Here is a 25,685-nt window from a genome sequence, read left to right on the forward strand (position 1 = left end):
AGTAGGGCCGCCCCGCGCACTGCTGATGTTTCTCCGGCGGGGTTGAGATGACAATTCATCTTACACCCGACAAATCCGTTGCTTTATCCGCACAATTGAACAGTCTGGCGGGACGATGCATTCGCACCACACACCGCTTTTCCCGTTTTCCACAGTTCTTGATTTTCTCCAAGTTCCAGCGGCGGCGCATGCCGTGCGCCGCCGCCCGTATCAGAACTGGAAGTAGATAAAGGGATTGAACCCGCCTTCCACCACCGCCAGGCACGACAGCACGTACAGCACGCAGGCGTACGCGCCCATCATGAGCGGCTGGCGCAGGCTGCGGCGGCGCAGGCGGTGGAACGGCTTGTCGCCCAAGAGGCAGATCGCGGCGGCCAGGGCCAGCAGGAAAATCACCTTCGGATCGGCCAGCACCCGGTTGGCGTCCTGCCACAGCGGCACGGCCGGATCGAGCCCGCTCATGGCGCCGAGCAGCTTGCCGGTCTGGCCCAGGTCGACCGCGCGGAACGGCACCCACAGCAAGGTCGCCAGCACGAACACCGGCAGGCTGCCCAGGCGCCAGCGCGCCGCATTGAGCACGCCCGCGCGTTCCAGGGCCAGCAGCGCGCCGTGCCCCAGGCCCCAGATCAGGAAGGTGTAGGCGGCGCCATGCCACAGCGCGCACAGGCCGAACACGATGAAGCTGTTGCGGTAGGTGGCCAGGTTGCCGCGCCGGTTGCCGCCCAGCGGAATGTAGACGTAGTCGCGGAAAAAACGCGACAGTGTCATGTGCCAGCGCTGCCAGAACTCGGTGATGCTGGCCGCCGCGTACGGACGGTTGAAGTTGCGCGGGAAACGGAACCCCATCATGCGCGCCATGCCGATCGCCATGTCGGTGTAGCCGGAAAAGTCGAAGTAAATCTGGAAGGAATAGCACAGCGCGCCGAGCCAGGCGGCGTAGGTGCTCATCGCCACGGTGGGGCCGTGCACCACGTCGACCACGGCGCCGAGCGGGTCGGCGATCAGCATTTTCTTGGACAGGCCGATGCAGAAGATCACCATGCCCCAGAACACATCGCTGCCGACCAGGCGCCGGTACTTGAGGTTGAGCTGCTCGCGCACTTCGGCGTAGCGCACCACAGGACCTGCGATCAGGTGCGGGAACAGGAAGATGTAGATGGCGAACTTCTGGATGCTGGTTTCGGCCTCGATGCGGCGCGCGTGCACGTCCAGCAGGTACGACAGGAAATGGAACACGTAGAAGGAAATGCCGAGCGGCAGGATGATCTTCCAGGCGGCCGCCGAGGCGAACGGCGCCGCGCCCGACAGGTCGTGCAGCACCTGCGCCAGGAACACCAGGTATTTGAAGAAGATCAGCGGCGCCAGGTTCATGACAATGCCCGCTGCCAGCGCAGCCCTGGCCGCGCCCGGGCCCGCGCCGCCGGTTTCGGCGCGGCGCAGGCGCCCGATCAGCTGGGCCAGCAGCCAGTTGAGCATCAGCAGCACCAGCGCCACCACGGTCAGGGCGCCGGCGCCCAGGATGTAGAAGGCAAAGCTGGCCAGCAAGATGTAGCTGTTGCGCGCCGCCCTCGGCATGACGAAGTACAGCGCGAAAAACACCGGGAAGAACAGGAACAGGAAGCCGGGAGAAGAAAAAACCATGGTGGTCCGTGGGCGCGGGCCTGGGGCCCTGCGCGGCAAAAGAGTAATCGGTCAGCGCCGTGTGCGCTGCATGAAAAGGCCGGGGTCCCGGCTCAGCGTTTGTTGGCGAATGCGGCCCAGCGGTCGGACTGGATGTCGAGCACCTGGACAATCAGGTACTTGCAGCGCCCGGCGATGAGCGGGGCGACATCGGTCAGTTCATAGTGACGGCTGATCTTCGTGAATTTCTGGAAATGCTCGATCAGGCCGGCGCGCAGCATGCCGTCGCTGAAGCTGTTGCCGAACATGCAGGTCGGCGGCAGCAGATCGGCCCCTTCCAGGGTGCCGGTATCGAATTCGAAGCCGCTGCCGGCGGCGTCGAGCTCGCGGCGCTGGTGGCGCTCGGTCCAGGTCTTCTTGACCGACTGCTCGATGACATCCTTGTGCATGTTCAGGCGTCCGGCGAAGCGCATTTCGACGCCGACGAAAGGCTTGTCCTCGAGTTCGAGCCGGTGGCGCCAGCGCACGGGCGAGCCTTCCAGTTCGGCGATCACGCGCACCGCGTCGGCCGCCGCAGCCATGGCCATCGGTTCGGACCAGTGGAAATCCTGCTTGAAAAACGGCGCGAACTTGCTTTCGTTGGCGCGGATCAGGCCAATCAGGTCGACAAAATGCACCTCGGGGGTGTTTTTCAGGCGCTGGTAAAAGTGCATGAAATGCGAGTCGTCCGGCACGCGCGGGGCGAAGAAGGGCAAGCGCTCGCGGGTGAAATACTGCTTCTGGACCGGGGTCATCAGGACCACGGTGGTGCCTTGCGCGCGCAGCCGCGCCGCCAGCGCCAGCAGGCCGGCGTGCGAGGCGTCCTGCGCTTCCTGTGTGCCGAGGACGCGCTCGGTCGCCGGCAATTCGACCTCGGCCAGGTTGCGGCCGTACAGTTCGCCATTTTTGCCGTAATACACGCGGCGCGAGGTGCGGAACAGGCGGTAGTCGATTTCGTTCTTGGCGCGGATCATCAGGTTGCGCAGGCCGAGCTGGTCGGCGAAGGCTTTTTCGAAGCGCGCGTAATTCTTGTCGGTCTCGAAGATGCCGCCTGCCCATGCCGTCGGGTAGGCCGCCAGCGGACGCAGTTCTTCTACCGGAGGAATTTTGGCGGTATGCCAGCCCGAGAACTTCGGCACGGCTGGCACCAGGCTGATGGTAAACACCAGGGCCACCAGCAGCAAGCGCAGCCCATGGCGCGCGGCGCGGCTGCGGTGGCGCCAGGCCAGCACCCGGGCGCGCCATGGCGACAGGCGCGCGGACTTGACGGCTGGGGAAGAAGAGTCGTTCATGAAACTGCAATTCCTTGCGGGTTGGTCGGGCTGGGGGCGGCGCGGCCAAGGTGGGCAAGCCCTCGGTCGCCCTTGCCGCGTGCGACGATGATGTGCCGGATAAAACGATACGCAGTATACAATATTTGTGTTCGCCAAAGCGAGCGAAAGCTGGCGTCGCCATGCCGGGCGGGGGCGCGCCCGGCCTGAACGGGTCTCAGTTCTGCGCCAGCTTGTGCAGCTCTTGCGGGTTGAGGATGATCAGGCGGTGCGTGCCCTTTTCGACGATCCCTTGCTGCACCAGCGCGAGCAGGGTGCGGGTCACCGTTTCGCGGCTGGTGTTGATCATGTTGGCGATATCCTGGTGGGTCGGCAGGTTTTCGACCACTTCCACATCGCCTTCCTTCTTTTCCTTCATCAGTTCCAGGAAGGTGTAGATGCGCTTGGCGGTGTTGTGGATGCTCAGCAGCGCGCGGAACTGCGAGTCGCGCTGCACTTTTTCGGCCAGGAAGCGCAGCATGTGCTTGGCCACTGATGGCGAGTGCGAAAACAGATGCAACGCGGTGACGCGCGGCAGCAGCGCTACCATCACCGGACTCAGGGCCACTACCGAGGCCGAGCGGGTCGAGCCGTTGATGACGGCGATTTCGCCGAAGAAGTCGCCCGGCGCGAGCATGCGCAGGCCGATCGCGCGTCCGTCCTCGGTCACGTCGATCACTTGCAGCTGGCCCGACAGCAGGAACAGCAGGCTGTCGCCGCTGGCGCCTTTTTGCAGCACCACGTCGCGCTTGGCGTAGGTACGGATACGCAGGTCGGTCATGACCTGGCGCATTTCATCCTCGCTCAGCTGGGCCAGCAGGGGTATCTTGCGCAGGTGGATCTGGACGCTGACCTTGTTCTGCGAATCCTTGGGCACCGGCATCACCGAGGCATCCTCGGGACCGAGCGGGACCCCGTTCTTGGTCGCGGTTACGATGAAGTTATCTGTACTCATGATCTGTACTCATGCACTGTTTCCGTCATAGATAGGCATGCGCCAGCGGCGCGCACAGCGCCACCGTGGCGATGCCGGCGGCATTGGCGGCCATGTCGCGCCAGCAAAATTTTCTTCCTGGCACTAAATTCTGCAGGATTTCGATAAGGAGGCCGGCGCCCAGCAAGCCCAGCAGGCAAAGCTGCAGGATCCAGCCGCCCGGGACCATGCGCGCCAGCAACAAAGCCAGCAGGCCGAACGCCAGGAAGTGCAGGAGTTTGTCGTTCGGCAATGGCGGCAGCCATTCGTTCGGCATCAGGCAGCCGACGACGATGCCCAGCGCGGCCAGTAAAAACACAATCAATTCCCAAGTCATCTTATCCACATCAACAATCGGTCCGCCGGCGCCCGGGTATGCCGTGCCAGCGCCAGCAGACGTGCTGGAGCGGTATCTTACCAGTTGTCGGTGCGCCAGCTGAATTGGAACCAGCGGCTGTCGTACTGGAACAGGGGAATGTTCTCGCGATTGAAGGTGCGCCGCACTTCCAGTTGCAGGGCGCTGTGGGTGCCGACCGGGAACAGCAGGCTGGCGCGCAGCACATTGGTGTCCTGGTCGCGCCTGGCCTCGATGAAGTCCTTCGCGTAGATGCGCGCGCCGCGCCACGACTGGCGCGAGACGCCCACTTCGGCAATCGCCTTGTCGCCCAGCAGCGCGACCAGGCTGACGCCGCCGTACCAGCCGCTGCGGTCGCCGCCGGGGCGCGCATCCTTGCCCTGGTCCGCCAGCAGGCCGCTGGACAGCACCACGGTCGATGTCTTGCTGCGGATCGCCAGGCTGGTGCCCAGGTCGAGCGTGCGCGCGTCGTAATAGCGCCGGGTCGGGTAAATGGCGGTGCTGTAGCCGGCGCTGAGCGACCAGCCGAGCGACTCGCCCAGGTCGAGCGGCGGCACGGCGCGCAGCAGCACCTGGGCCTGGCGCTGGTACAGTTCGCCGCCCAGCTTGACCAGGCCGTAGGCGGCGGTGGCGCGTCCGGTCCAGCCGGCGCCGCTCCACGGGCGTTCCAGCCCGAGCAGGGCCGAATCGCTGTCCTGGCTGCGCACTTCATTGTGGCGCAAGGCGCGCAACTGGGCGATCAGGAGCATGCCGCGGCTGCCGAGCGGCTGGTTGAAGTCGCCCGAGAGCACCTTGAAATGATCGGCGCGCGGCAGCGAGTCGGCCCCCAGCTCCAGCACTTTCAGGGCGGTGCTGCTGCCGAGCGTGACGAAACGGCTGCTCGAGCCCTGGTTGACGTTGGTGTCGTAGCCGGCGCCGAGCTTGAACGACATCGAGCGCGCCGCAGTGCGCTGGCCCTTGCAGCCGGAGGCGCGGTAGTTCGCCATCAGCTCCAGGATCGCGGCCGACGGGTTGAAACGCTGTTCGATCTGGTCGAACAGGCGCTCGGCCTCGGCCTTGTTGCCCAGTTCGCAATGGCTGATGGCCAGGTCGAGCCAGGCACCGGCGTGCAGCGCGTTCTTTTCCAGCAGGCGACTGAGTTTGCTGGTGGCTTCGTCGGGCCGCCCTTCGGACAGCGAGCGCAGCGCTTCCAGGTAGAGTTTTTCTTCCTGGGCCACTTCATCGTCGCTGTGGGCGGGGGCGTCGGCCGCAGCCGTCCCGGCCACGCTGGCCTCGGCCGGCGCGCTCGATGCGGACGCAGGGGTTTCCGGCGCATCCCCCTGCTGGGCTTGGGCCGGGGCCAGCACAGCGAGCGCCAGCAGCATGGCCGGCAGCGCTGACAAAGGCGGGCGCCTCATGCCGGTTGCTCCAGCGTGTAGAGCTCGATCGGATGCTCCTTGCCGCGCAGCGCGTGGCGGCCCAGGCTGAGGAAGCGGTGGCGCGTGGCGTAGCCGACCGTGCCCTGGCCGATGATCACATCGTGCGGAAAATCGCGCGCCGCCTGTTCCAGGCGCGAGGCGGTATTGACGCTGTCGCCCACCGCCGTGTAAATACTGCGGAACGAGGTGCCGTAGTCACCCACCATGGCCAGCCCGCTTTCGATGCCGATGCGCACGCGCAGCGGCTGGCCGCCGGCACGCACCCGCTTTGCACTTAATATGGCCACTTCGCGCAGGATGCGGGCGGCCGCGTCCAGCGCCAGGTCGGCGTGCTGGTCGTTCGGAATCGGCGCACCCCAGAAGGCGACCAGGCCGTCGCCGGTGTATTTGTCGAGCGTGCCCTTGTTTTCCAGCACCGGGCGGGTCAGGCAATCGAGAAAGTCGGTGGTCAGCCTGGCCGCTTCCTCGACCGGCAGCGCTTCAACCTGGGTGGTGTAGCCCTCCATGTCGGCGATCAGGGTGGTGACCTGCAACTGGCGCGGGGCGAGCGGGTCTTTCAGGCCGCTGCGCAGCAATTCGTCGACCACTTCCCCGGCCACGTAGCGGCGCATGGTGTCGAGCAGGCGGCGTGAGCCGGACTGGGCCAGCTGCCAGTGGAAGGGCACGCCCACCGCCAGCAGGAACCCGATCGAGAGCAGCGGGCCGCTCACCGAGAAATCGGGATCGTGGACCGACAGGCCGTAGGCCAGCATGAGCCAGGTCAGCGATGCGCACGCCAGCATCAGCACATTGACGGCGGCCGACAGGCGCGCGAAGGTGTAGCCGGCCAGCACCACTACCACGCTGGCGAACAGCACCGCCATCAGGCGTCCGGGCCAGGGCGCCGGGGCCAGGCCGGCTTGCTGGTCGAGCAGGGTGGTGAGCATGGCGGCGTGCACCAGCAGGCCGGGGCTGGAGCGCCCGAGCGGGGTGGCGACGCGGTCGCCGATGCTCAGCGAGGACGAGCCGATCAGCACCAGGCGTCCGGCCACCAGCGCCGGGTCGACCTGGCCGCCCAGGATTTCGCCGGCCTTGGCCACGGTGTAGGCGTCCAGCGAGCGGCTGAACGGAACGCGCTGGTAGCCGTCGTTCTTGCCGGGCGCCGCCGCGGCTGCCGGGGCTGGCGCGGCGCAGCAGTCGAGCAGCGCGCGCGACAGGGTCGGAAAGCGGCGCTGTTCGAACCAGGTATACATAGGGACGCGGCGCAGCACGCCGTCCGGATCGGGGCGCACGCCGATGTTGCCCACGTGCGGGGCCCGGGCCAGTCCGGCATGGTTGGCGATGAAACCGTAGGCCGGCACCGCGCCGCCCGCCGCCGCCGAAGCAGTGCCGCCGGCGGGGCGGCCGAAGCGCAGCGCTTGCGGGCGCTGTTCGTAGTCGAACAGCTGGGCCAGCACCAGCGGACCTTGCTGGGCCAGCACGGCCAGGCGCATGTCGCCGGCCGCATCGCCGGGCTCGCCTTGCAGGATGTCCAGCGCCACCGCGCGGGCACCGTCGCCGATCAGGGTCTCCACCAGCTCGGCCAGGCGCTCGCGCGACCATGGCCAGGGATGCGCCGCCAGGCTGGTCTCGTCGATATCGACCACCAGGATGCGCGGCTCGGGCGTGTCGGCCGCCTGGGCCACCACGAAGCGGTCGCGCAGCCATTCATCGGCGGCGTCCAGGCCCGAGGCGCCGCGCGGCACTTGCGCCCAGACGGCCAGGATCAGCGCCGCCAGTGGAATCGACAGGTGCAGCAGCGGAGGGGGAGAAAAGGAGCGCAAGTGGACCAATGAGTATGCCGTGCCGGCGGACGGGGATGTTGCTCCCGGTGCAAGTTGACGACTTGGAAAAATATGCAAGTATAACGCCAGACAAGGCGTAAACCTATCAAAGCAACTCTTTTTGCAACATTTCTTTCTTCGCAAGCTAGTGCGCGCAAGAGGGGGCATCGTGATCATAGGCCGCAAGCGGGCGCAAGAGATGTTGCTGATCCGTCTCAGAATTGTATCCGAATGCAATAATGTGACGTGCAACACATTTTGGAGGGTTTTGCGGGCGCATAATCCGTACTAAGGGAGAATTTATGTTTAATCAATCCATTGTCACATTCCGTAGGCTGTCCGTTGCGCTGGCGCTGTCCTGGGCCGCTGCCGGGCAAGCCGCAGCCGCCGAGGCCGCGCGGGTCGTGTTTGTCACCGGCGAGGTGCAGTTGGCCAGCAAGGCCGCCGCGCTCGACAACCCCGTCCAGGAAGGCGACGAGATCAGCACCGGCGCCCAGGGGTACGTATACATGAAGACCGTCGACGGCGGCTTCCTGATCCTGCGTCCGAACAGCCGCGCGCGCATCATCGCCTACAAGGTCGACGCCGCCAATCCGGCCAATACCCGCGTCAAGCTCGAATTGCTGAGCGGGGTGGCGCGCAGTATTTCGGGCCAGGGCGTCAAGCTGTCGCGCCAGAACTTCCGCTTCAATACGCCGGTGGCGGCCATTGGCGTGCGCGGCACCGACTTCATCGTCTCGACCGACCAGTTGACCACGCGCATCGCGGTCGTTTCCGGCGGCGTGGTGGTGAGCGGTTTTGCCGGCGCCTGCGGACCGGAAGGCGGCGGCCCGTGCGAAGGCCGCAGCAGCCGCGAACTGTTCGCCGGCCAGCCGGGCATGCTGTTGCAGGTGGAAAAGGGTCAGAATGTGCCCAAGCTGCTGAGTAATCCCGGCGCCAGTCCCGACCAGGTGGTGCCGCCGCGCAGCGACGAGCCGAGCGGGCGCGTTGCCGGGCCGACCACGACGGTGCCGGTCACGGCCGGCACGGTGGTTCTCCTCGAAGCCAAGAAAGACACCATCAACAAGCTCGAGCAGTTGAACCAGGCCAACCAGGCCAACAAGCCGCCGGTCGTGCCCGCGCTGCCGCCGGTGCCGCCGGTAGTATCCGTGCCGGTGCCGGTGCCTGTGCCCGAGGTGCCGAAAGGCCCTGAGGTGCTGTGGGGCCGCTACGAGCGCATCGCCGGAACCGTCTCCGATCCGGAAGTGGTGGCCCACTTGACCAACCCGGCATATGACGGCGGGAAAAGCGTCGGCTCGTATGCCATCAAGCGCCGCCTCGACGCCACCATGGTGCTGCCGTCGGAAGGCAAGGCCACGTTTGCGCTGGCCGAAGGGACGGCCAGCCTGATGCGCAAGGGCGGGGATGCGCAGGCGGCCAAGATCACGGAAGGCAGCCTGAACGTCAATTTCGGCACCCAGAAATTTGAGACCATTCTGCAGGTCAGCAGCCACGAAGGCAGCTTGCGGGTGCGTGCTGTCGGCGACGTGTGGTCCAACGGCACCATGGCGCACGACCCGGAGTCCAACACCGCCTTGCATGGTTACCTGACCGGAGGCGACAAAGCCAATGGCGCGGAATACATCTTCAAGAGCATTAATGGAGAAATCTGGAATCCGAATGGCTTTTCCGCCCAGGGTTATGCGCGCTTTACGCGTTAATGCCGGCGCTGCGCCTGCCCGTGTTTGCGGGCGGCGCCGCCGGTGTAATCGGCGTTGATGGCGTGGCGATGATGTTTGCAAAGCGGCTGCCTGTCTGGCGGCCGTTTTCTTTATATGGACGCGGCGCGCCGTGCATATATATATAGGCGCGGCGGCGGCACGCGCCGGATGATCCGATTTCCCTCTCTGTAAGGCCACCGGCCCCTCGTATATGAAACGCTGCGGCGCCTTACCTGCGGCGAGAGCGGCTTTTCGATAAATCCACCGTTCATTCCGAAAATTATCCAGGTGCTCGGCTTGTCTTGCCGCATCATTTAATCGGTACTACGCAATCTGGACGAATATTGCCCGATTCGAAGGCATCTGCTCAAGAAATAGGCAGAAAGATGTTCGATATCAAATTAAATTCACGAAATTTCAGTAAAAAATGGCGATTAATCCGTCATTTGTGATGGTGATCACAACCCGCGCCCCACGATGTGGCAATATACTCCCTGTTCTGCAAAAAAGGGCCAAGGCGAGGTAGTTTTAACCCCGCCGGGCCGCAGAAATTTGGTTATATCTAAGCTCAACTAAAGGATCAATCATGGCCGTAGCAACCGAGTACACAAAAGTAGCACAAGAACTTTACCTCTCCTATTTTGGCCGTCCAGCTGATTCGACCGGTCTGGCAAGCATGACCGCCGCACTGGCCGCAGCTAAAGCTCCTACGGACACGGCTGGTCTGGCTCTTGCTTACAAAACCAACGCCGAAGTCAAACAGCTGATGGACAACTTCGGCACCAGCGCCGAGTCCGCAGCTCTGTACCCAGGTTCGACCGCTGAGTTCGTCAAAGGTGTCTACATGAACCTGTTCGGTCGCGCTCCTGATGCAGAAGGCGGCGCCTACTGGGTCAAGCAAATCGATGCCGGCACCCTGAGCAAAGGCGCAGCTGCCTACAACATCCTGACCGGCGCTATCGACGCTAAAGGTGCTGACTCGCTGACCGTGGCCAAGAAAGTACTGGTCGCATCGAACTTCACCGCCGCTATCGACACCCAAGCCGAAATCACCGGCTACAGCGGCAACGCTGCCGCTGCTGAAGCACGCAAGCTGCTGTCCAACGTCAACGCCAACACCAACGACATCGTTTACCAAGCTACCGTTAATTCGGTACTGGCTAGCCTGGCGCTGGGCACCACCCCTGGCGCGACCATTCGCCTGACCGCACAGCTTGATATGCTGGTCGGCACCGATGCCAACGATACCTTCAGCGGCGTCATTTTCGACAACCAGAACACCCTGCAAGGCGGCGATGAGATCATCGGCGGCGGCGGTAACGACACCCTGCGCGCTGATGTTGGCGATTCGCAGCGCTTCGCTTTCCGTGCAAAAACCGAAGGTGTTGAAAACGTCGTTATCAGCGCACAAGCTATTTCGACCGACAAAACCGACAACAACACCGGCCGCACCAGCGAAGTCCAGATCGACGCTGAGCGCATGAATGGCGTTACCCGTTTTGAAGACAGCAACAGCCGCGCCGACCTGCTGATCGAAGATATCCGTATCCTCGACTCGCAGATCACCCGTGACATCACCATCGCCATGGTGCAAACCGATCCAGGTAACGTCGATTTCGGCGTCTACTTCGACCAGCACTCCCTGCGCGCAGCGCCAGTGACCGCTTCGGGCGCAACCCTGCGTCTGCAAGTGATGGACACCCGCGCCAGCGATCTGGGCGAGCCACAGCTGAAAGACCAGCCGTACAACGGCTTCCTGTTCTCGCTCGACGGCAAACAAATCCGCGTTGCTTCGGAAAAGATTGACCAGGCGCAAAACTACGTTGAGCTGCTGGCAGCACTGAAAATCGCAGTCTCGCAGACCCCAGGCCTGCAGAACTTCCAAGTTGACGCAGGTAGCACCTTTACCGTTGCCGATACCTCGACCGGCCGTCCACAGACCGGTGTTGAAATCGTTCTGACCAACAAGGGCGCTGGCACCATCACCCTGCCTAAAGGTTCGGGCTGGGTTGCTGAAGCTGCAGTTCCACCTGTCTCGGGTCTGCACACCGCGATTCTGTTGGGTAACCCAACCTCCGTCGTTTCGAAAATCACCAGCACCGTCATCCTGGACGACGTGGGCCGTGGTTCGAATGGTGGCGACCTGGTCATCGGTGGTCTGTCCGATGGCGACACCTCGACCTCGCAAGGCGTTCAGCGTTTCGAAATCACCGTCGAGCGCACCAGCCGTCTGCAAACCATCAACTCGACCGACAACATCCTGGAAGAAGTCATTTTTGTTAATGGCGTCACCAAAGGTGCTGTATTCGTCAATGGCAATGCCAACCTGAAAGCTGCCAACATCGGCATCAGCGGCACCCCAGCCAATGGCATCCCATCGGATGGCGGCATCGTCACCAAGCCAGGTTTTGGCGTTGACACCCCATTGCCAGGCACCGACACCATCAACGGTGGCCTGCAGCACGGCGACAAGTATGGCTTCCACGACGTTCGTCTGATCGACGCATCGGTCATGGTCGGTGACGTCAGCCTGACCGCCGCCATCACCAACCGCGCTGTTGCCAAGTACATCAACAAAGTCGACACCCAGTCGAACTCGGCAGCTGATAACGTCGCTTTCTCGTACACCGGCGGCATCGCCAACGACACCATGGTTGTTGACCTGGACGCTGGCGTTGCAGGCAGCCGTAGCCAGATCGTCAGCGGTCTGGAAGACTTCACGTTCAACCTCGACGGTGGCACCGGTAACGACGCGCTGACCCTGCGCATCGTTCCAGCAGCTGCTGGCGGCGGCCTTCCTCAGTTCTGGAACAGCAACCAGGATCTGAACAACAACATCCAGATCAACGGCGGTGACGGCAACGACACCATCCGCAAACTGGGCGACGGCGATAGCCGTATCACCGGCGGCGCTGGCGATGACACCATCTACAGCGAAAACACCGGCGTTACCAACCTGTTCACGCTCTCGTACGGCACCAACAACCTGAACCAGGTTAACCAGCCTGCGGTCGCCGCGCCAATCGTACCTGCTCCAGGCGCTCCTGCTCCTGTCGCAGTTCTGGCTCCTACCACTGCTGTTTGGGCATTCAACGTGACCAACCAGGACAACGTTCTGCCGATCGCTGATCGCTTCGTTGGCAACATGCGTTCGGATGTGAACGACAGCTACGGCCTGTTCAACACCAAACTCAACGTGACCTACAAAGGCATCACCAGCACCGTTGACGTTGCTAACGTGAACTACCGTTCGACCGACGCGCAGATCAACCAGGCTATCAAAGCAGCCATCAACGACAACCCAGTTCTGAACAAACTGCTGGTCGCCGCTGACGGTCCTGCATTCTCGCTGACCGTAATGGCACTGAGCGATGGCAAGCATGTTGTTGGTGATCTGTCGGTTGGCCTGGTTGCTCCTACGTTGACCCTGGGCACCATCTCGGCTGCCGATATCGCTGCCTTCCAGGCCGCTTATGGTCTGACCGCTGGCACCGATGTCTACGCCACGATCCTGGCTAACATCGCTACGTTCAACACCAATCTCGACTACGCTTCGCGTTTCGCTACCGCTTACACCACCGACGTCCTGGCACAGGCCAACGGCGCCACTGTTGTAGAGCTGACCGGTGAAGAAAGCCTGGCCATCAGCGACAACATCATCACCCCAGGTTCGGGCAATGACGTTATCGTTCTGGGCAACAAAGAAACCGCAACCGTGACTCCTTTGGCTGCTGACTACGCTGTTTCGAACAACGAAACCGTTGTCTACGCTGCTGGTTTCGGCAACGACACGATCGTCAACTTCGACGTGACCGGCGCTGGCGTCGATCACCTGGACTTCACGGCAATCGGTGGCACGACCCTGACGACCGGCTTCACCGGCGACAAGTCGATCACCATCGGCGCTGCTGTTGCAACCGCGCTGACCACTGACGCTATCAACCTGCTGTACGCCACTGCTAACGACAAAGCACAGACGCACGTGTACGTTGCAGTGAACTCGGTGACCAACGTTGGTTCCGTGTACTCGATCGCTGACGCTGCTGGCGCTGGCGGTGCAGTTGCTACCCTGGAAGGCACGATCGACCTGGCAAGCACCGGCACTGCTGGTACCCTGCTGTCGGGCACCAACCTGTGGGCTAACCTGACCCAGGCTAACTTCGTCAACTCGTCGGCAGCTAACTACTACCTGCTCGAAGGCGCTGCTTCGGTGTTCGCTCCAGTTGTCGTTGTTCCACCAGTAACGAGCGCATTCAGCGTGAGCCCAACGGCTACCGGTGTTAATGCTGGTAACGGCGTTGATGCTACGATCACGGTAACCGGCGGCGCGACTTACAACGCCACCGTCACCAACTTCGCTGCTGGCGACAAACTGGTGCTGCCAGCTGGCGCCGTCTTGACGTTCGACGACACTGCTCCGGCTAACGAAGTGAAGGTAATCGCTACTACCGGTGCACTGATCCAGACCATCACCGTCCAGGCTCCTGCAGCCATCGGCAATGCGATCACCGACGTGGCCACGTTCAACACGGCCTTCGGTGCCGGCGCGCTGACCCAAGCAGTTGGTGCGAAGAACGCTGTTGCAGTCAACAACACGGTCGTGTCGTTCGACGCTGGTGTTGCTAGCGGTTCCCCTTCGATCTCGGACTACAAGTTCAACGTCGCAGCCGGTACCTACAACACCACCATCGCTAACTTCAACGATGGCGATGTCATGGCATTTATCGCAGGCAGCGCAGTGACCATCACCAACACGGCTCCTGGCGACAACGTCATCGTGCTGAACGCGGTCAACGGCGCCACCACCACCACCATCACCCTGACCGGTATCGCCGGCGCGGATGATCTGGCTGTTGGCACCTCGATCGCTAACTTCAACACCACCTTCGGTGCTGGTTCGCTGATCATTGGTTAATAGTTGACCTAGTTTGCAAGCAATCGCAAGCCTTCGGGCTTGCGGTTTCAAGCAACGCGAAAGGCCAGGCTTCACCGCCTGGCCTTTTTTTTTGCCCGCCGTTCGTGCCGGGCTGTGGCGTGGCAGCCATGCTGCGTTCAGTTAATCTTCTCTGGTGTAAAAACCTGCTTTGTGCTAACCTTTCGATCTTGTGATGCACATCACATTTCAAAGCGGATTTTTTTGACATCCTGTCGTCCTTGTCGCCGTGCCACAAACCACGGGGCTCCCCCAGGATCGGGAATTTGCCGCGCTCCGCGCTGTCCCCTCGTGAATTACTAATGAATTGTGTTGGTCTCTAATGAAAAAACTTCTCGATAAGCAGAACGAAATCGCGCAAGCGCTGCTCACGTTCAAGGGCACCTTCTATACCGTCGGCATCTTCAGCGCGATCGCCAACCTCTTGATGCTGGTGCCATCGCTGTACATGTTGCAGGTGTACGACCGCGTGCTGGCCAGCCAGAATGAAATCACGCTCCTCATGCTGACCCTGCTGATGCTGGGCGCGTACTTCTTCATGAGCGCCCTGGAATTCATGCGCAGCATGATCCTGGTGCGCGTCGGCGCGCGCTTCGACATGAAGATGAACAAGCGTGTCTACACCGCCGCGTTCGAGCGCAACCTGAAAAAAGCCGGCGGCAATGCTGGCCAGTCTCTGAGCGACCTGACCAATGTGCGCCAGTTCCTGACCGGCAGCGCGCTGTTCGCCTTCTTCGACGCGCCCTGGTTCCCGCTGTACCTGATCGTGATTTTCTTCTTCCAGCCGATCCTGGGCTGGTTCGCGCTCGGCGGCACGGCCATCCTGGTGATCCTGGCGGTCGTCAACGAAAAGGTCTCGCACAAGCCACTGGCCGAAGCGAGCACCCTGTCGATCGTCTCCACCAATCTGGCCACCAACAACCTGCGCAATGCCGAAGTCATCGAAGCGATGGGCATGCTGCCGGCGCTGCAAAAGCGCTGGTACGGTTTCCACAGCAAATTCCTGCAATTGCAGGCCGAAGCGAGCGAAAAAGCCGGTACTGTCGGTGCCATCACCAAGTTCTTCCAGACCTCGCTGCAATCGCTGATTCTCGGCCTGGGCGCCTTGCTGGTGATTGAAGGCAAACTGACCCCCGGCATGATGATCGCCGCCTCGATCCTGGTCGGCCGCGCCATGGCGCCGGTACAGCAAGTGATCGCCGTGTGGAAATCGGTGGCCGGCGTGCGCAGCTCGTACGAGCGCCTGACGGCCCTGCTGGAAGAAAACGAAGAACGCAAGCCTGGCATGCCTTTGCCGCCGCCAGCCGGCAATCTGTTGATCGACAATATTACCGCCGGTCCTCCGGGCGCCACCCTGCCAGTACTGAAAGGTGTCAGCTTCGCCATCGCACCGGGCGACGTGCTCGGCGTGGTCGGCCCCAGCGGTTCGGGCAAATCGACCCTGGCGCGCCTGCTGGTCGGCGTCTGGCCTGCCATTATTGGCAAAGTGCGCCTGGACGGCGCCGACATCTACCACTGGAACAAGGACCAGCTCGGCCCGCACCTGGGCTACCTGCCGCAGGATATCGAGCTGTTCGGCGGCACGGTCAGCGAAAACATCGCCCGCTTCGGCAACATTGATCCTGAGCAAGTGGTGCTGGCCGCCAAGCGTACCGGCGTGCACGACATGATCCTCAAGATGCCGAACGGTTACGACACCGTGCTCGGCGACGGCGGCGCCGGCCTGTCCGGCGGCCAGAAGCAGCGCCTGGGCCTGGCCCGCGCCATGTACGGCGACCCGGCCCTGCTGGTGCTGGATGAACCGAACTCGAACCTCGACGACCAGGGCGAACACGCCCTGATGCTGGCGGTGCAGGACATGCGCCAGCGCGGCAAGACCATTGTGCTGATCACCCACCGTCCGGCCGCGATCAATGTCTCGACCAAGCTGCTGGTGCTGCGTGACGGCGCGGTGCAGATGTTCGGCCCGACCGCCCAGGTATTGCAGGCGATCCAGGAAGCCAACCAGAAATTGATCGACGCCCAGCAACAACAGCAGCAGGCACAAGCGCAGGCCCAGGCCCAAGCCCAGGCCCAAGCCCAGGCACAGGCGCAGGCCCAGGCAGGTCAGCCGGGCCAGCCGCAGCCCTCCCAGGCTGGCGCGCCAGTAACAACGGAAAAGGAATAAGAACATGAGCAACATTCAAACCAGAAATGTCACTGACGTGGTTGCCCGCGACGTCGAGCCGGAGGTCGCCAGCGTCGACTCGAAAAAATATTCGCGCATGGGCTGGATCATCGTGCTGGTCGGTGTGCTCGGCTTTATCCTGTGGGCCTCGCTGGCCCCGCTCGACCGCGGCGTGCCGCTGTCGGGTACCGTCGCCACCGAAACGAGCCGCAAGGCCGTGCAGCATTTGACCGGCGGCATTGTGGAAGACATCCTGGTCAAGGATGGCGATCACGTCAAAGCCGGCCAGGTGCTGGTGCGCATCAATCCGACCGTGGCCCGTTCCGCCGTCGAAATGAGCCGCGCCCAATACTACGGTTCGCTGGCTGCGGAAGCGCGCCTGCAAGCCGAGCGCAGCGGCAAGACCCAGCCGACCTTCCCCAAGGAATTGCTGGATCACAAGGACGACCCGCGCGCCAAGGAAGCCATGGAAGCGCACACCCAGCTGATGGTCTCGCGCCAGACCAGCCTGAAGAATGAACTGGCCGCACTGGAAGAAAACGCCGCCGGCCTCAAGGCGCAGACCAAGGGCTTGCAGGAATCGATGGCCTCGAAAAAGAGCCAGGGCGCCATCATCAAGGAGCAGCTCGACGGCATGCGCGAACTGGCCAAGGATGGCTACATTCCGCGCTCGCGCCTGCTGGAAATGGAACGCACCTTCATGTCGGTGCAAGGCACGATTTCTGAAGATATCGGCAATATCAGCCGCGCCCAGAACCAGTTGATGGAACTGAGCCTGCGCCGCATCGTCCGTACCCAGGATTACCAGAAGGAAGTCGGCTCCCAGCTGGCCGACGTGCAAAAGGAGGCCAGCGCCCTGGCCAGCCGCATCCAGGCCCAGGATTTTGACCTGGCCAATGCCGAAGTCAAGGCGCCGGTCGACGGCATCGTGGTCGGCTTGCAGCTCTTTACCAAGGGTGGCGTGGTCGGACCCGGCGCGCGCATGATGGATATCGTGCCGAGTTCGGACGCCATGGTCGTCGAAGGCCAGTTGCCGGTCAACCTGATCGACAAGGTGCAGGTCGGCCTGCCGGTCGAATTCATTTTCTCGGCCTTTAACACCAACAAGACGCCGCACATTCCGGGCATCGTGACCCAGGTCTCGGCCGACCGTACCACCGACGAGCGTACCGGCATGCCATACTACAAAATTAAAGCGCGCGTGACGCCGGCAGGCGCCAAGCTGATTGCCTCGCACAAGCTCGATATTCAATCCGGCATGCCGGCCGAATTGTTCATCAAGACTGGTGAGCGCACGATGATGAATTACCTGTTCAAGCCGATTTTCGATCGTGCCAAGACAGCTTTGTCGGAGGACTAAGATGACGTTTCGAGTTACCGCGTTTCGCAGCAGCGCCCTGGGCCGCATGAAGGCCGCCGCCGCTGCCGCCCTGATGCTGGCCAGCGCCGGCGCGTCCGCCATCAATTTGCAGCAGGCTTACGAGCAGGCGCTGCAGAACGACCCGGCCTACCGCGCGGCGTTCTATGAAAACCAGAGCGGCAAGGAAAGTGCGATCATCGGCCGCGCCGGCTTGCTGCCGAACGTGCAGGCCAATTACAACGCGAGCAAGAACCACGCCGATATCGAGACCTCGACCGCGCTGACGCACCCTGAATACATCAGCCGGGTGTCCACCATCCAGCTGCGCCAGACCCTGTTCAACGTGGACGCCTACGCGCGCTACAAGCAGGGCAAGGCCCAGGCCCTGCTGAGCGACCAGGTGTTCAGCGTGCGCGGCCAGGAAGTGCTGATCCGTGTCATGAGCGCCTATTTCGACGCCCTGTTCGCGGACGAGCAGGTGGCGCTCAACACCGCCCAACGCGATGCGTACACCGAGCAGAGCGCGGTCAACCAGCGCCTGCTCAAGCATGGCGAAGGCACCCGCACCGATGTGCTTGAAGTGCAGGCGCGCCTGGAACTGTCGGAAGCGAACCTGATCGAAGCGAAAGATAACCAGACCACGGCGCGCAACACCCTGGCCGGCATCATCGGCGGCGATCCGGGCAACCTGGTCGGGCTGAACGACACCTTCCGCATGCTGCCGCTCTCGCCAAGCCGGCTCGACGAGTGGAAAGCGCTGGCCCTCAAGGAAAATCCGGAACTCCAGGCCCAGACCACCTCGGTCGAAGTGGCCAAACAGGAAATCCTGAAAGCACGCGCCGGCCATGCGCCGCGCCTCGACTTTGTGGCCAGCTACAGCAAGAACGCGTCCGAAACGATCAATACCTTCAACCAGGATTCGACCGTGCGCGCGATCGGCATCCAGCTCAATGTGCCTTTGTACTCGGGCGGCTCGGTCAACGCCACCTCGCGCCAGGCAGTGGCCGGGCTCGAACGCAGCCGTGCTGACCTGCAAGGCAAGACCGACAAGACCTTGATCGAGGTCAGCAAGCAGTTCAGCGCCGTGCAGAGCAGCATTGCCAAAGTCAACGCGCTGAACCGCGCGGTAGAGTCGAGCAACCTGCTGATCAAGGCGACCGAACAGAGCATCAAGGGCGGCGTGCGCATCAATCTCGACTTGCTCAATGCCCAGCAACAGCTGTTCACGGCCAAACGCGACCTTGCACAAGCGCGATATAACTATATGATGGCGTCGCTGCGTTTGCGCGCAGCCGCCGGAACCCTGGACGCGAGCGACGTTACGCGCACCGCATCCTACTTCCGCTGATCAACCCCCAGCCGGCAGCCATCTGGCACCGGCCTTTTTTATCATAAGAGGAACCATGAGCACCAACGAACTTGAAATCAGCACCGGCGGCGTCAGCTATAAAGTGTCGGACCTGACCCCGGAAGCGCAACAGCAAGTGACCAACCTGCGTTACGTGGAATCGGAAATCTCGCGTCTGAACGCCCAACTGGCGATCTACGAAACCGCGCGCGGCACCTACAAGGCCGTGTTGAAAGATCTGCTGCCAAAAACAGCGCAATAAGACCCACCGGACCCGTCCGCGCTGCCGCCCTGGCAACGCGGACGGGTGCTGCGATTCCTCCGGTGCATCCAATGATGTAGAATGCGCAACGTTATTTGCGTTGACACATCAATCGCCGGGTGATCCGGCATGCATGCACTAAAGGAACCGCACTTGAAACTCATCCCTACCATTCTTTGCGGCGGTGCCGGCTCGCGCCTGTGGCCCGTTTCCCGCGAACTTCATCCAAAACCCTTCATTCGCCTGGCCGATGGCCAAAGCCTGCTGCAAAAAGCCTGGCTGCGCGGCGCCGCCTTGCCCGACGTGGCGCAGGTGCTGACCGTGACCAACCGCGAACTGTTTTTCAAGACTGAAGACGACTACCGCGCCGTCGCCAAAGGCCACGAGAGCCTGGCCAACAGCTACATCCTGGAACCGTTCGGCCGCAACACCGCACCCGCGATCGCCGCCGCCGCCCTGCACGTGGCCGCCACGCACGGCCTTGACGCGGTACTGCTGGTGCTCGCCGCCGACCATTTGATCGCCGACCAGGCCGCCTTTGGCGCCGCCGTGGCCCAGGCCGTCCCGCTGGCCCAGTCCGGCCGCCTGGTGACCTTCGGCATCGAGCCGCATACGCCCGAAACCGGCTTCGGCTACATCGAAGCGGAAGGCAACAGCGTGCTCCGTTTCGTCGAAAAGCCGAGCCTGGAAAAAGCCCGCGAATATCTGGCCACCGGCCGCTACCTGTGGAATTCGGGCATGTTCTGCTTCACCGCCGGCAGCATGATCGCCGAGATGGAATTGCACTGCCCACAGATCCTGGCCGCCACCCGCGCCTGCCTGGCCGAGTCGCGCAGCGCCAGCGGCAAGAATTTTACCCAGTGCGAACTGGACGCGGCCGCTTTCGAGCAGGTCGCCGACGATTCGATCGACTACGCGGTGATGGAAAAATCGGCCAAGGTGTCGGTGGTGCCGTGCAATATCGGCTGGAGCGACATTGGTTCGTGGAACGCGCTGGGCGAGCTGATCGCGCCGGACGCCGACGGCAACCGCATCGACGGCGACGTGCGCCTGCACGATGTGAGCGATTGCTTCATCCAGAGCAACGAGCGCCTGGTGGGCGCGGTTGGCGTTTCCAACCTGATCATCGTGGACACGCCGGACGCCTTGCTGGTGGCCGACCGCAGTCGCGTGCAGGACGTCAAGCAGCTGTACGTGAGCCTGAAGTCCGAAGGGCACGACGTGCACAAGCTGCACCGCACCGTGCACCGTCCGTGGGGCACGTATACGGTGCTGGAAGACAGCACCCGCTTCAAGATCAAGCGCATCGAAGTCAAGCCGGGCGCCAGCCTGAGCCTGCAGATGCACCATCACCGCAGCGAGCACTGGATCGTGGTCAGCGGCATGGCCAAAGTGGTCAATGGCGATCGTGAACTGTTCGTCTCGACCAACGAGTCGACCTATATTCCGGCCGGCCACAAGCACCGCCTGGAAAACCCGGGCGTGCTCGATCTGGTGATGATTGAAGTGCAGAGCGGCGATTACCTGGGCGAGGACGATATCGTCCGCTTCCAGGATAACTACGGCCGCGTTTGATGGCATAGCCGCGCTAGTGCCACGGCGCTAGCGTTAAGTCAGGCCAGTCAGGCCAGTCAGGCCATCATCCGGCCACAAACCCAAAAACCGTCTTTCCCGCCAAGGGGGCCGCCGAGGCCGGGAAAGACGGTTTTGCATTTAGCGGTACCGGGGAGGGCGCCTGAACGCCCTGATTTTACGGTGCTGCCTGGTCTTTTTCCTGATCCCGCTCCGGATGACACTGCGGGCACGATTTTTCATACACATACAGCGGCGACAACTGATCCCTCGGCGTCACCACCGCGCGGCAGGCGAAGCACTGCACCGTCGTCACCGTCGCCTCCAACTGCGGATTGAGCGCGGTGCGGTAGTCGAACACAAAACAGTCGCCCTTGTAATGGGCGCCGCCGACTTCCTCGAAATACTTCAAGATCCCGCCATCGAGCTGGTACACGCTCTCGTAGCCGATATTTTTCATGTGGATCGCCGCCTTTTCGCAGCGGATGCCGCCGGTGCAAAAGGTCACCACGGTCTTGCCCTGCAACTCCTCGCGGTGCTGCGCCACCACCTCCGGAAACTCGCTGAACTTGTCGATCCGGTAGTCCAGGGTGTTTTCAAAGGTGCCCACATCGACCTCGAAGGCATTCCGCGTTTCCATCATCACCACTTCACGGCCTTCGTCATCGACGCCATTGTCGAGCCAGCGCTTGAGCGTGGTGGCCTGGACCGCCGGCGCGCGGCCTTGTTCGGGCTGGATCAGCGGCATGCGCATGGTGATGATTTCTTTCTTGATCTTCACCAGCATGCGCTTGTGCGACTGCTCTTCCGAGTAACTTTCCTTGACCTCGATATCGGCAAAGCGCGCGTCCGCCCGCACCCACGCCAGGTACTCGTCGATGTGCGAGCGCGGGCCGGACAGGAACATATTGATGCCTTCCGGCGTCAGCAGAATGGTGCCCTTGAGCGCCAGGCGCTTGCAGATGTCCTGGTACAGGGGACGCATTTCCTCAATGTTGTCGAAAGTGACAAATTTGTAGGCGGCGATATTGACGTGGGCGGCAGCTGCGGCGATGGCGGCATGCGCTTCAGCTTGTAAAGCAGTATTAGCTTGCATGGGAGGGAAGGATCGGTGAAGGATCTGAAAACGGGAAAGCCGATATTATAGAACAATGTCCACGTTGGCATCAGGGGTATGTTGCCGGCGCCACGACGTTTGGTCGCCCGACCCGCCAGCGCGGTAAAATAGCACTCTTTGTACAGCAGGCGAAACACACATGAGTACCGATGTCATCGAAGCCGGGAGCACCACGCTCGCCGCGCCAGTCAAGCCGGCCGCACCGGCATTCGTCCACCTTCGCGTGCACTCCGAGTACTCGATTGTCGACGGCCTGGTGCGCATCGACGACGTTGTCGCCGCCGCCGCCAAAGACAAGCAGCCGGCGCTGGCCATTACCGACCTGGCCAACCTGTTCGGCATGGTCAAGTTCTACAAATCGGCGCGCGGCAAGGGCATCAAGCCGGTCATCGGCGTGGACGCCTGGATCACCAACGACGACAACCGCGACAAGCCATCGCGCCTGCTGCTGCTGGCCAAGAACCGCATGGGCTACCTGCAGCTGTGCGAACTGCTCTCCAAGGCCTGGCTGACCAACCAGCACAAGGGCCGCGCCGAAATCCGCCCCGAGTGGCTCGACGCGCTGGCCACCAGCGTCTCCACCCTGTCCCCGGACGAGAGCCAGGCCAATGGCCTGATCGTGCTCTCGGGCGCGCACTTCGGCGACGTCGGCACCGCTATCGAAAACGGCAACCTGGCCCTGGCCGAACGCTGCGCCCAGCGCTGGGCGGCGGTCTTCCCCGGCCACTTCTACATCGAAGTGCAGCGCGCCGGCCAGCCCAACCAGGAAGCCCAGGTGCGCCACGCGGTCGCGCTGGCCGCCAAACTGGGCCTGCCGGTGGTGGCCACCCATCCGATCCAGTTCCTCTCGCCCGAAGAATTCATCGCCCACGAAGCGCGCACCTGTATCGCCGAAGGCGAAATGCTGGCCAACGCCAAACGCGTCAAGCGCTTCAACGAAGAGATGCGCTTCAAGTCGCAGGCCGAGATGGCCGAGCTGTTCGCCGACATGCCGGCCGCGCTGGCCAACTCGGTCGAAATCGCCAAGCGCTGCAACGTCGTGCTCACCCTCGGCAAACCACAGCTGCCGAACTTCCCGACCCCGCCCGGCATGACGATCGACCAGTTCCTGGTCTCCGAATCGCAGGCCGGCCTGGAACAGCGCCTGATCCACCTATACCCGGACCCGGTCAAGCGCGAAGCGGCGCGTCCGCGCTACGAAGCGCGCCTCAAGTTCGAGACCGATACGATCTGTAACATGAAGTTCCCCGGCTACTTCCTGATCGTGGCCGAATTCATCAAGTGGGCCAAGGAAAACGGCGTGCCGGTCGGCCCGGGCCGCGGTTCGGGCGCCGGTTCCCTGGTGGCGTATTCGCTGCTCATCACCGATCTCGACCCGCTGCAATACAACCTGCTGTTCGAACGCTTCTTGAATCCCGAACGCGTCTCGATGCCCGACTTCGACATCGACTTTTGCCAGGAAGGGCGCGACCGCGTCATCCAGCACGTCAAGGATTTGTACGGCAAGGAGGCGGTCTCGCAGATCGCCACCTTCGGTACCATGGCCGCCAAGGGCGCGATCCGCGACGTCGGCCGCGTGCTCGATTTCGGCTACAACTTCTGCGACGGCATCTCCAAGCTGATTCCCTTCAAGCCCGGCAAACCTGTCACGATCGCCGACGCCATCGAAGAAGAACCGATGCTCAAGGAGCGCCTCGAGAACGAGGACGAGGTCAAGCAGTTGCTGGCGCTGGCGCAGCAGGTCGAAGGCATCGCCCGTAACATCGGCATGCACGCCGGCGGCGTGCTGATCGCGCCCGGCAAACTGACCGACTTCTGCCCGCTGTACACCCAGGGCGGCGACTCGGGCGTGGTCTCGCAGTACGACAAGGACGACGTGGAGGCCGTGGGCCTGGTCAAGTTCGACTTCTTGGGCCTGACCACGCTCACCATTCTCGACCGCGCGGTACGCTACATCAAGCAGCTCGACCCGGTCGCCAACGCCGACTTCGCGTTAGAGAAGCTGCCGCTCAACGACAAGGCTTCCTACGAGCTGCTGACCAAGGCCAAGACGGTCGCGGTGTTCCAGCTCGAGTCGCGCGGCATGCAGGGGATGCTCAAAGACGCGCGCCCCGACCGCTTCGAGGACATCATTGCGCTCGTGGCGCTGTACCGTCCGGGCCCGATGGACCTGATCCCCGACTTCTGCAAGCGCAAGCACGGCGAACGCTTCGACTATCCCGACCCGCGCACCGAATCCATTTTGTCCGAAACCTACGGCATCATGGTGTATCAGGAGCAGGTCATGCAGATGGCGCAGATCGTCGGCGGCTACTCGCTCGGCGGCGCCGACATGCTGCGCCGCGCGATGGGTAAAAAGAAGGCCGAAGAGATGGCCGAGCACCGCGAGATCTTCCGCGCCGGCGCCGCCAAGGATGGCCTGACGGCCGAAAAGGCCGACGAGATTTTCGACCTGATGGAAAAATTCGCCGGCTACGGCTTCAACAAGTCGCACGCCGCCGCCTACGCGCTGCTGTCGTACCACACCGCCTACCTGAAGGCGCACCACACCGCCGCCTTCATGGCCGCCAACTTGTCGCTGGCGATGGACGACACCGACAAGATCAAGATCCTGGTGGTGGACTCGCTCGAGGTATGCGGCCTCACCCTGCTGCCGCCCGATATCAACCATTCCGACTACCGCTTCATGCCGGAAGGCCCACCGCCGTCCGTGACGGGCAAGCGCGTCACCAACATCCGTTATGGCCTGGGCGCAGTCAAGGGCTCGGGCCAGTCGGCGATCGAAGCGATCATCGCCGCGCGCACCGCCGGCGGGCCGTTTACCGACCTGTTCGACTTTTGCAAGCGGGTCGACCGCAAGCAGATCAACCGCCGCACCATCGAGTCCCTGATCCGCAGCGGCGCGTTCGACTGCTTCAAGGTCGACCGCGCGATTTTGCTGGCCTCGGTGCCGTTCGCGGTCGAAGTGGCCGACCAGGCCTCGGCCTCGGTCAACCAGGTCAGCCTGTTCGGCGGCGACGACAGCGACCTGGTGGCCCCGCCCGAGTACGTGAAAGCGACCCCGTGGACCGACCGCCAGAAGCTGTCGGAAGAAAAAATCGCGCTCGGGTTTTACCTGTCGGGCCACATGTTCGATTCGTTCGCGACCGAGGCGCGGCGCTTTGCGCGCACCAAGCTGACCGACCTGGAACCGTCGCGCGAGCCGCGCATGATGTGCGGCGTGATCACGGGCGTACGCACCCAGATGACCCAGCGCGGCAAGATCCTGATCGTCTCGCTCGACGACAAGAGCGGCACCGTCGAAGTGACGGTGTACAGCGAAGTGGTCGAGTCGAACAAGAACATCTTCAAGGAAGACGAGTTCCTGGCGGTGGTGGGCAAGGTGTCGGAAGACCGCTTCAACGGCGGCCTGCGCATCACGGCCGAGAAGGTGTTCGACCTGACCTCGGCGCGCGTGCACTACGGGCGCCAGCTCGGGCTGTACTTGCCGGGCAAGGTGGCCTCGTCGAAAATCGCCGAAGTGCTGCAACCGTACCGCGCCCAGGGTGGCAGCGGGCTGCCGGTCGCGATGCGGGTCAAGCCGCAGGGCGTCGACTGCACCTTGCAGTTCGGCGACGACTGGCGCGTGGCGCCGTCGGATGCGTTGACCCTGGCGCTGGAACAGGTGCTGGGGGCGCGCGAGGTCGCGGTGGAGTACTGAGCGGCCGGG

Annotated in this window: 15 protein-coding genes; 8 read left to right on the top strand and 7 right to left on the bottom strand. The window is 62.8% G+C overall.

The annotated features are described in order from the left end of the window. Window positions 1–210 precede the first annotated feature (210 nt). The 6 genes from F1609_RS02210 to F1609_RS02235 form a co-directional block, all read right to left on the bottom strand. A complete protein-coding gene (locus F1609_RS02210; protein WP_167074216.1) occupies window positions 211–1,641 on the bottom strand; it encodes an MBOAT family O-acyltransferase in 1,431 nt (476 codons plus the stop codon). Window positions 1,642–1,733: 92 nt separating this feature from the next. After that, complete coding sequence (locus F1609_RS02215) at window positions 1,734–2,951, bottom strand: alginate O-acetyltransferase AlgX-related protein (RefSeq protein ID WP_167074218.1); 1,218 nt, start codon at window positions 2,949–2,951, stop codon at window positions 1,734–1,736. 196 nt (window positions 2,952–3,147) lie between these two features. Further along, a complete protein-coding gene (locus F1609_RS02220) occupies window positions 3,148–3,924 on the bottom strand; it encodes a Crp/Fnr family transcriptional regulator (protein WP_229421557.1) in 777 nt (258 codons plus the stop codon). Window positions 3,925–3,949: 25 nt separating this feature from the next. Then, complete coding sequence (locus F1609_RS02225; protein WP_167074546.1) at window positions 3,950–4,279, bottom strand: VanZ family protein; 330 nt, start codon at window positions 4,277–4,279, stop codon at window positions 3,950–3,952. A 77-nt stretch (window positions 4,280–4,356) separates the two neighbouring features. Beyond that, window positions 4,357–5,694 (bottom strand): tetratricopeptide repeat protein, encoded by a 1,338-nt coding sequence (locus F1609_RS02230; RefSeq protein ID WP_167074220.1) that lies wholly within the window; start codon window positions 5,692–5,694, stop codon window positions 4,357–4,359. Further along, window positions 5,691–7,526 (bottom strand): CHASE2 domain-containing protein, encoded by a 1,836-nt coding sequence (locus F1609_RS02235; protein WP_229421559.1) that lies wholly within the window; start codon window positions 7,524–7,526, stop codon window positions 5,691–5,693. Before F1609_RS02235 ends, F1609_RS02230 begins: the two co-directional genes overlap by 4 nt. Window positions 7,527–7,819: 293 nt before the next feature. On the opposite strand from F1609_RS02235, the gene F1609_RS02240 reads away from it, so the two are divergent. The 7 genes from F1609_RS02240 (at window position 7,820) to F1609_RS02270 (ending at window position 20,862) form a co-directional block, all read left to right on the top strand. Continuing rightward, complete coding sequence (locus F1609_RS02240) at window positions 7,820–9,217, top strand: FecR family protein (RefSeq protein WP_167074222.1); 1,398 nt, start codon at window positions 7,820–7,822, stop codon at window positions 9,215–9,217. Between the two features lie 586 nt (window positions 9,218–9,803). Then, window positions 9,804–14,132, top strand: a complete 4,329-nt coding sequence (locus tag F1609_RS02245) for a DUF4214 domain-containing protein (RefSeq protein WP_167074224.1) — start codon at window positions 9,804–9,806, stop codon at window positions 14,130–14,132. Between the two features lie 340 nt (window positions 14,133–14,472). After that, window positions 14,473–16,317: a type I secretion system permease/ATPase gene (locus tag F1609_RS02250; protein WP_167074226.1), complete on the top strand. Its 1,845-nt coding sequence runs from the start codon at window positions 14,473–14,475 to the stop codon at window positions 16,315–16,317. A gap of 4 nt (window positions 16,318–16,321) precedes the next feature. After that, window positions 16,322–17,677: an HlyD family type I secretion periplasmic adaptor subunit gene (locus F1609_RS02255; RefSeq protein WP_167074228.1), complete on the top strand. Its 1,356-nt coding sequence runs from the start codon at window positions 16,322–16,324 to the stop codon at window positions 17,675–17,677. Window position 17,678: 1 nt separating this feature from the next. After that, window positions 17,679–19,025, top strand: coding sequence for a TolC family outer membrane protein (locus F1609_RS02260; protein ID WP_229421561.1), 1,347 nt, complete (start codon window positions 17,679–17,681; stop codon window positions 19,023–19,025). A gap of 55 nt (window positions 19,026–19,080) precedes the next feature. Beyond that, window positions 19,081–19,287 (top strand): DUF6447 family protein, encoded by a 207-nt coding sequence (locus tag F1609_RS02265; protein ID WP_167074230.1) that lies wholly within the window; start codon window positions 19,081–19,083, stop codon window positions 19,285–19,287. A 153-nt stretch (window positions 19,288–19,440) separates the two neighbouring features. After that, window positions 19,441–20,862: a mannose-1-phosphate guanylyltransferase/mannose-6-phosphate isomerase gene (locus F1609_RS02270; RefSeq protein WP_167074232.1), complete on the top strand. Its 1,422-nt coding sequence runs from the start codon at window positions 19,441–19,443 to the stop codon at window positions 20,860–20,862. Between the two features lie 175 nt (window positions 20,863–21,037). Here the strand turns inward: F1609_RS02270 and F1609_RS02275 are convergent, their stop codons facing one another. After that, window positions 21,038–21,955, bottom strand: a complete 918-nt coding sequence (locus F1609_RS02275; RefSeq protein ID WP_167074234.1) for a sulfurtransferase — start codon at window positions 21,953–21,955, stop codon at window positions 21,038–21,040. Between the two features lie 160 nt (window positions 21,956–22,115). Between F1609_RS02275 and dnaE the strand changes: the two genes are divergently transcribed. After that, window positions 22,116–25,676: a DNA polymerase III subunit alpha gene (dnaE, locus tag F1609_RS02280; protein WP_167074236.1), complete on the top strand. Its 3,561-nt coding sequence runs from the start codon at window positions 22,116–22,118 to the stop codon at window positions 25,674–25,676. Window positions 25,677–25,685 lie beyond the last annotated feature (9 nt).

Origin of the sequence: Massilia aquatica (genome assembly GCF_011682045.1) — a bacterium.
Classification (GTDB): domain Bacteria; phylum Pseudomonadota; class Gammaproteobacteria; order Burkholderiales; family Burkholderiaceae_D; genus Telluria_A; species Telluria_A aquatica.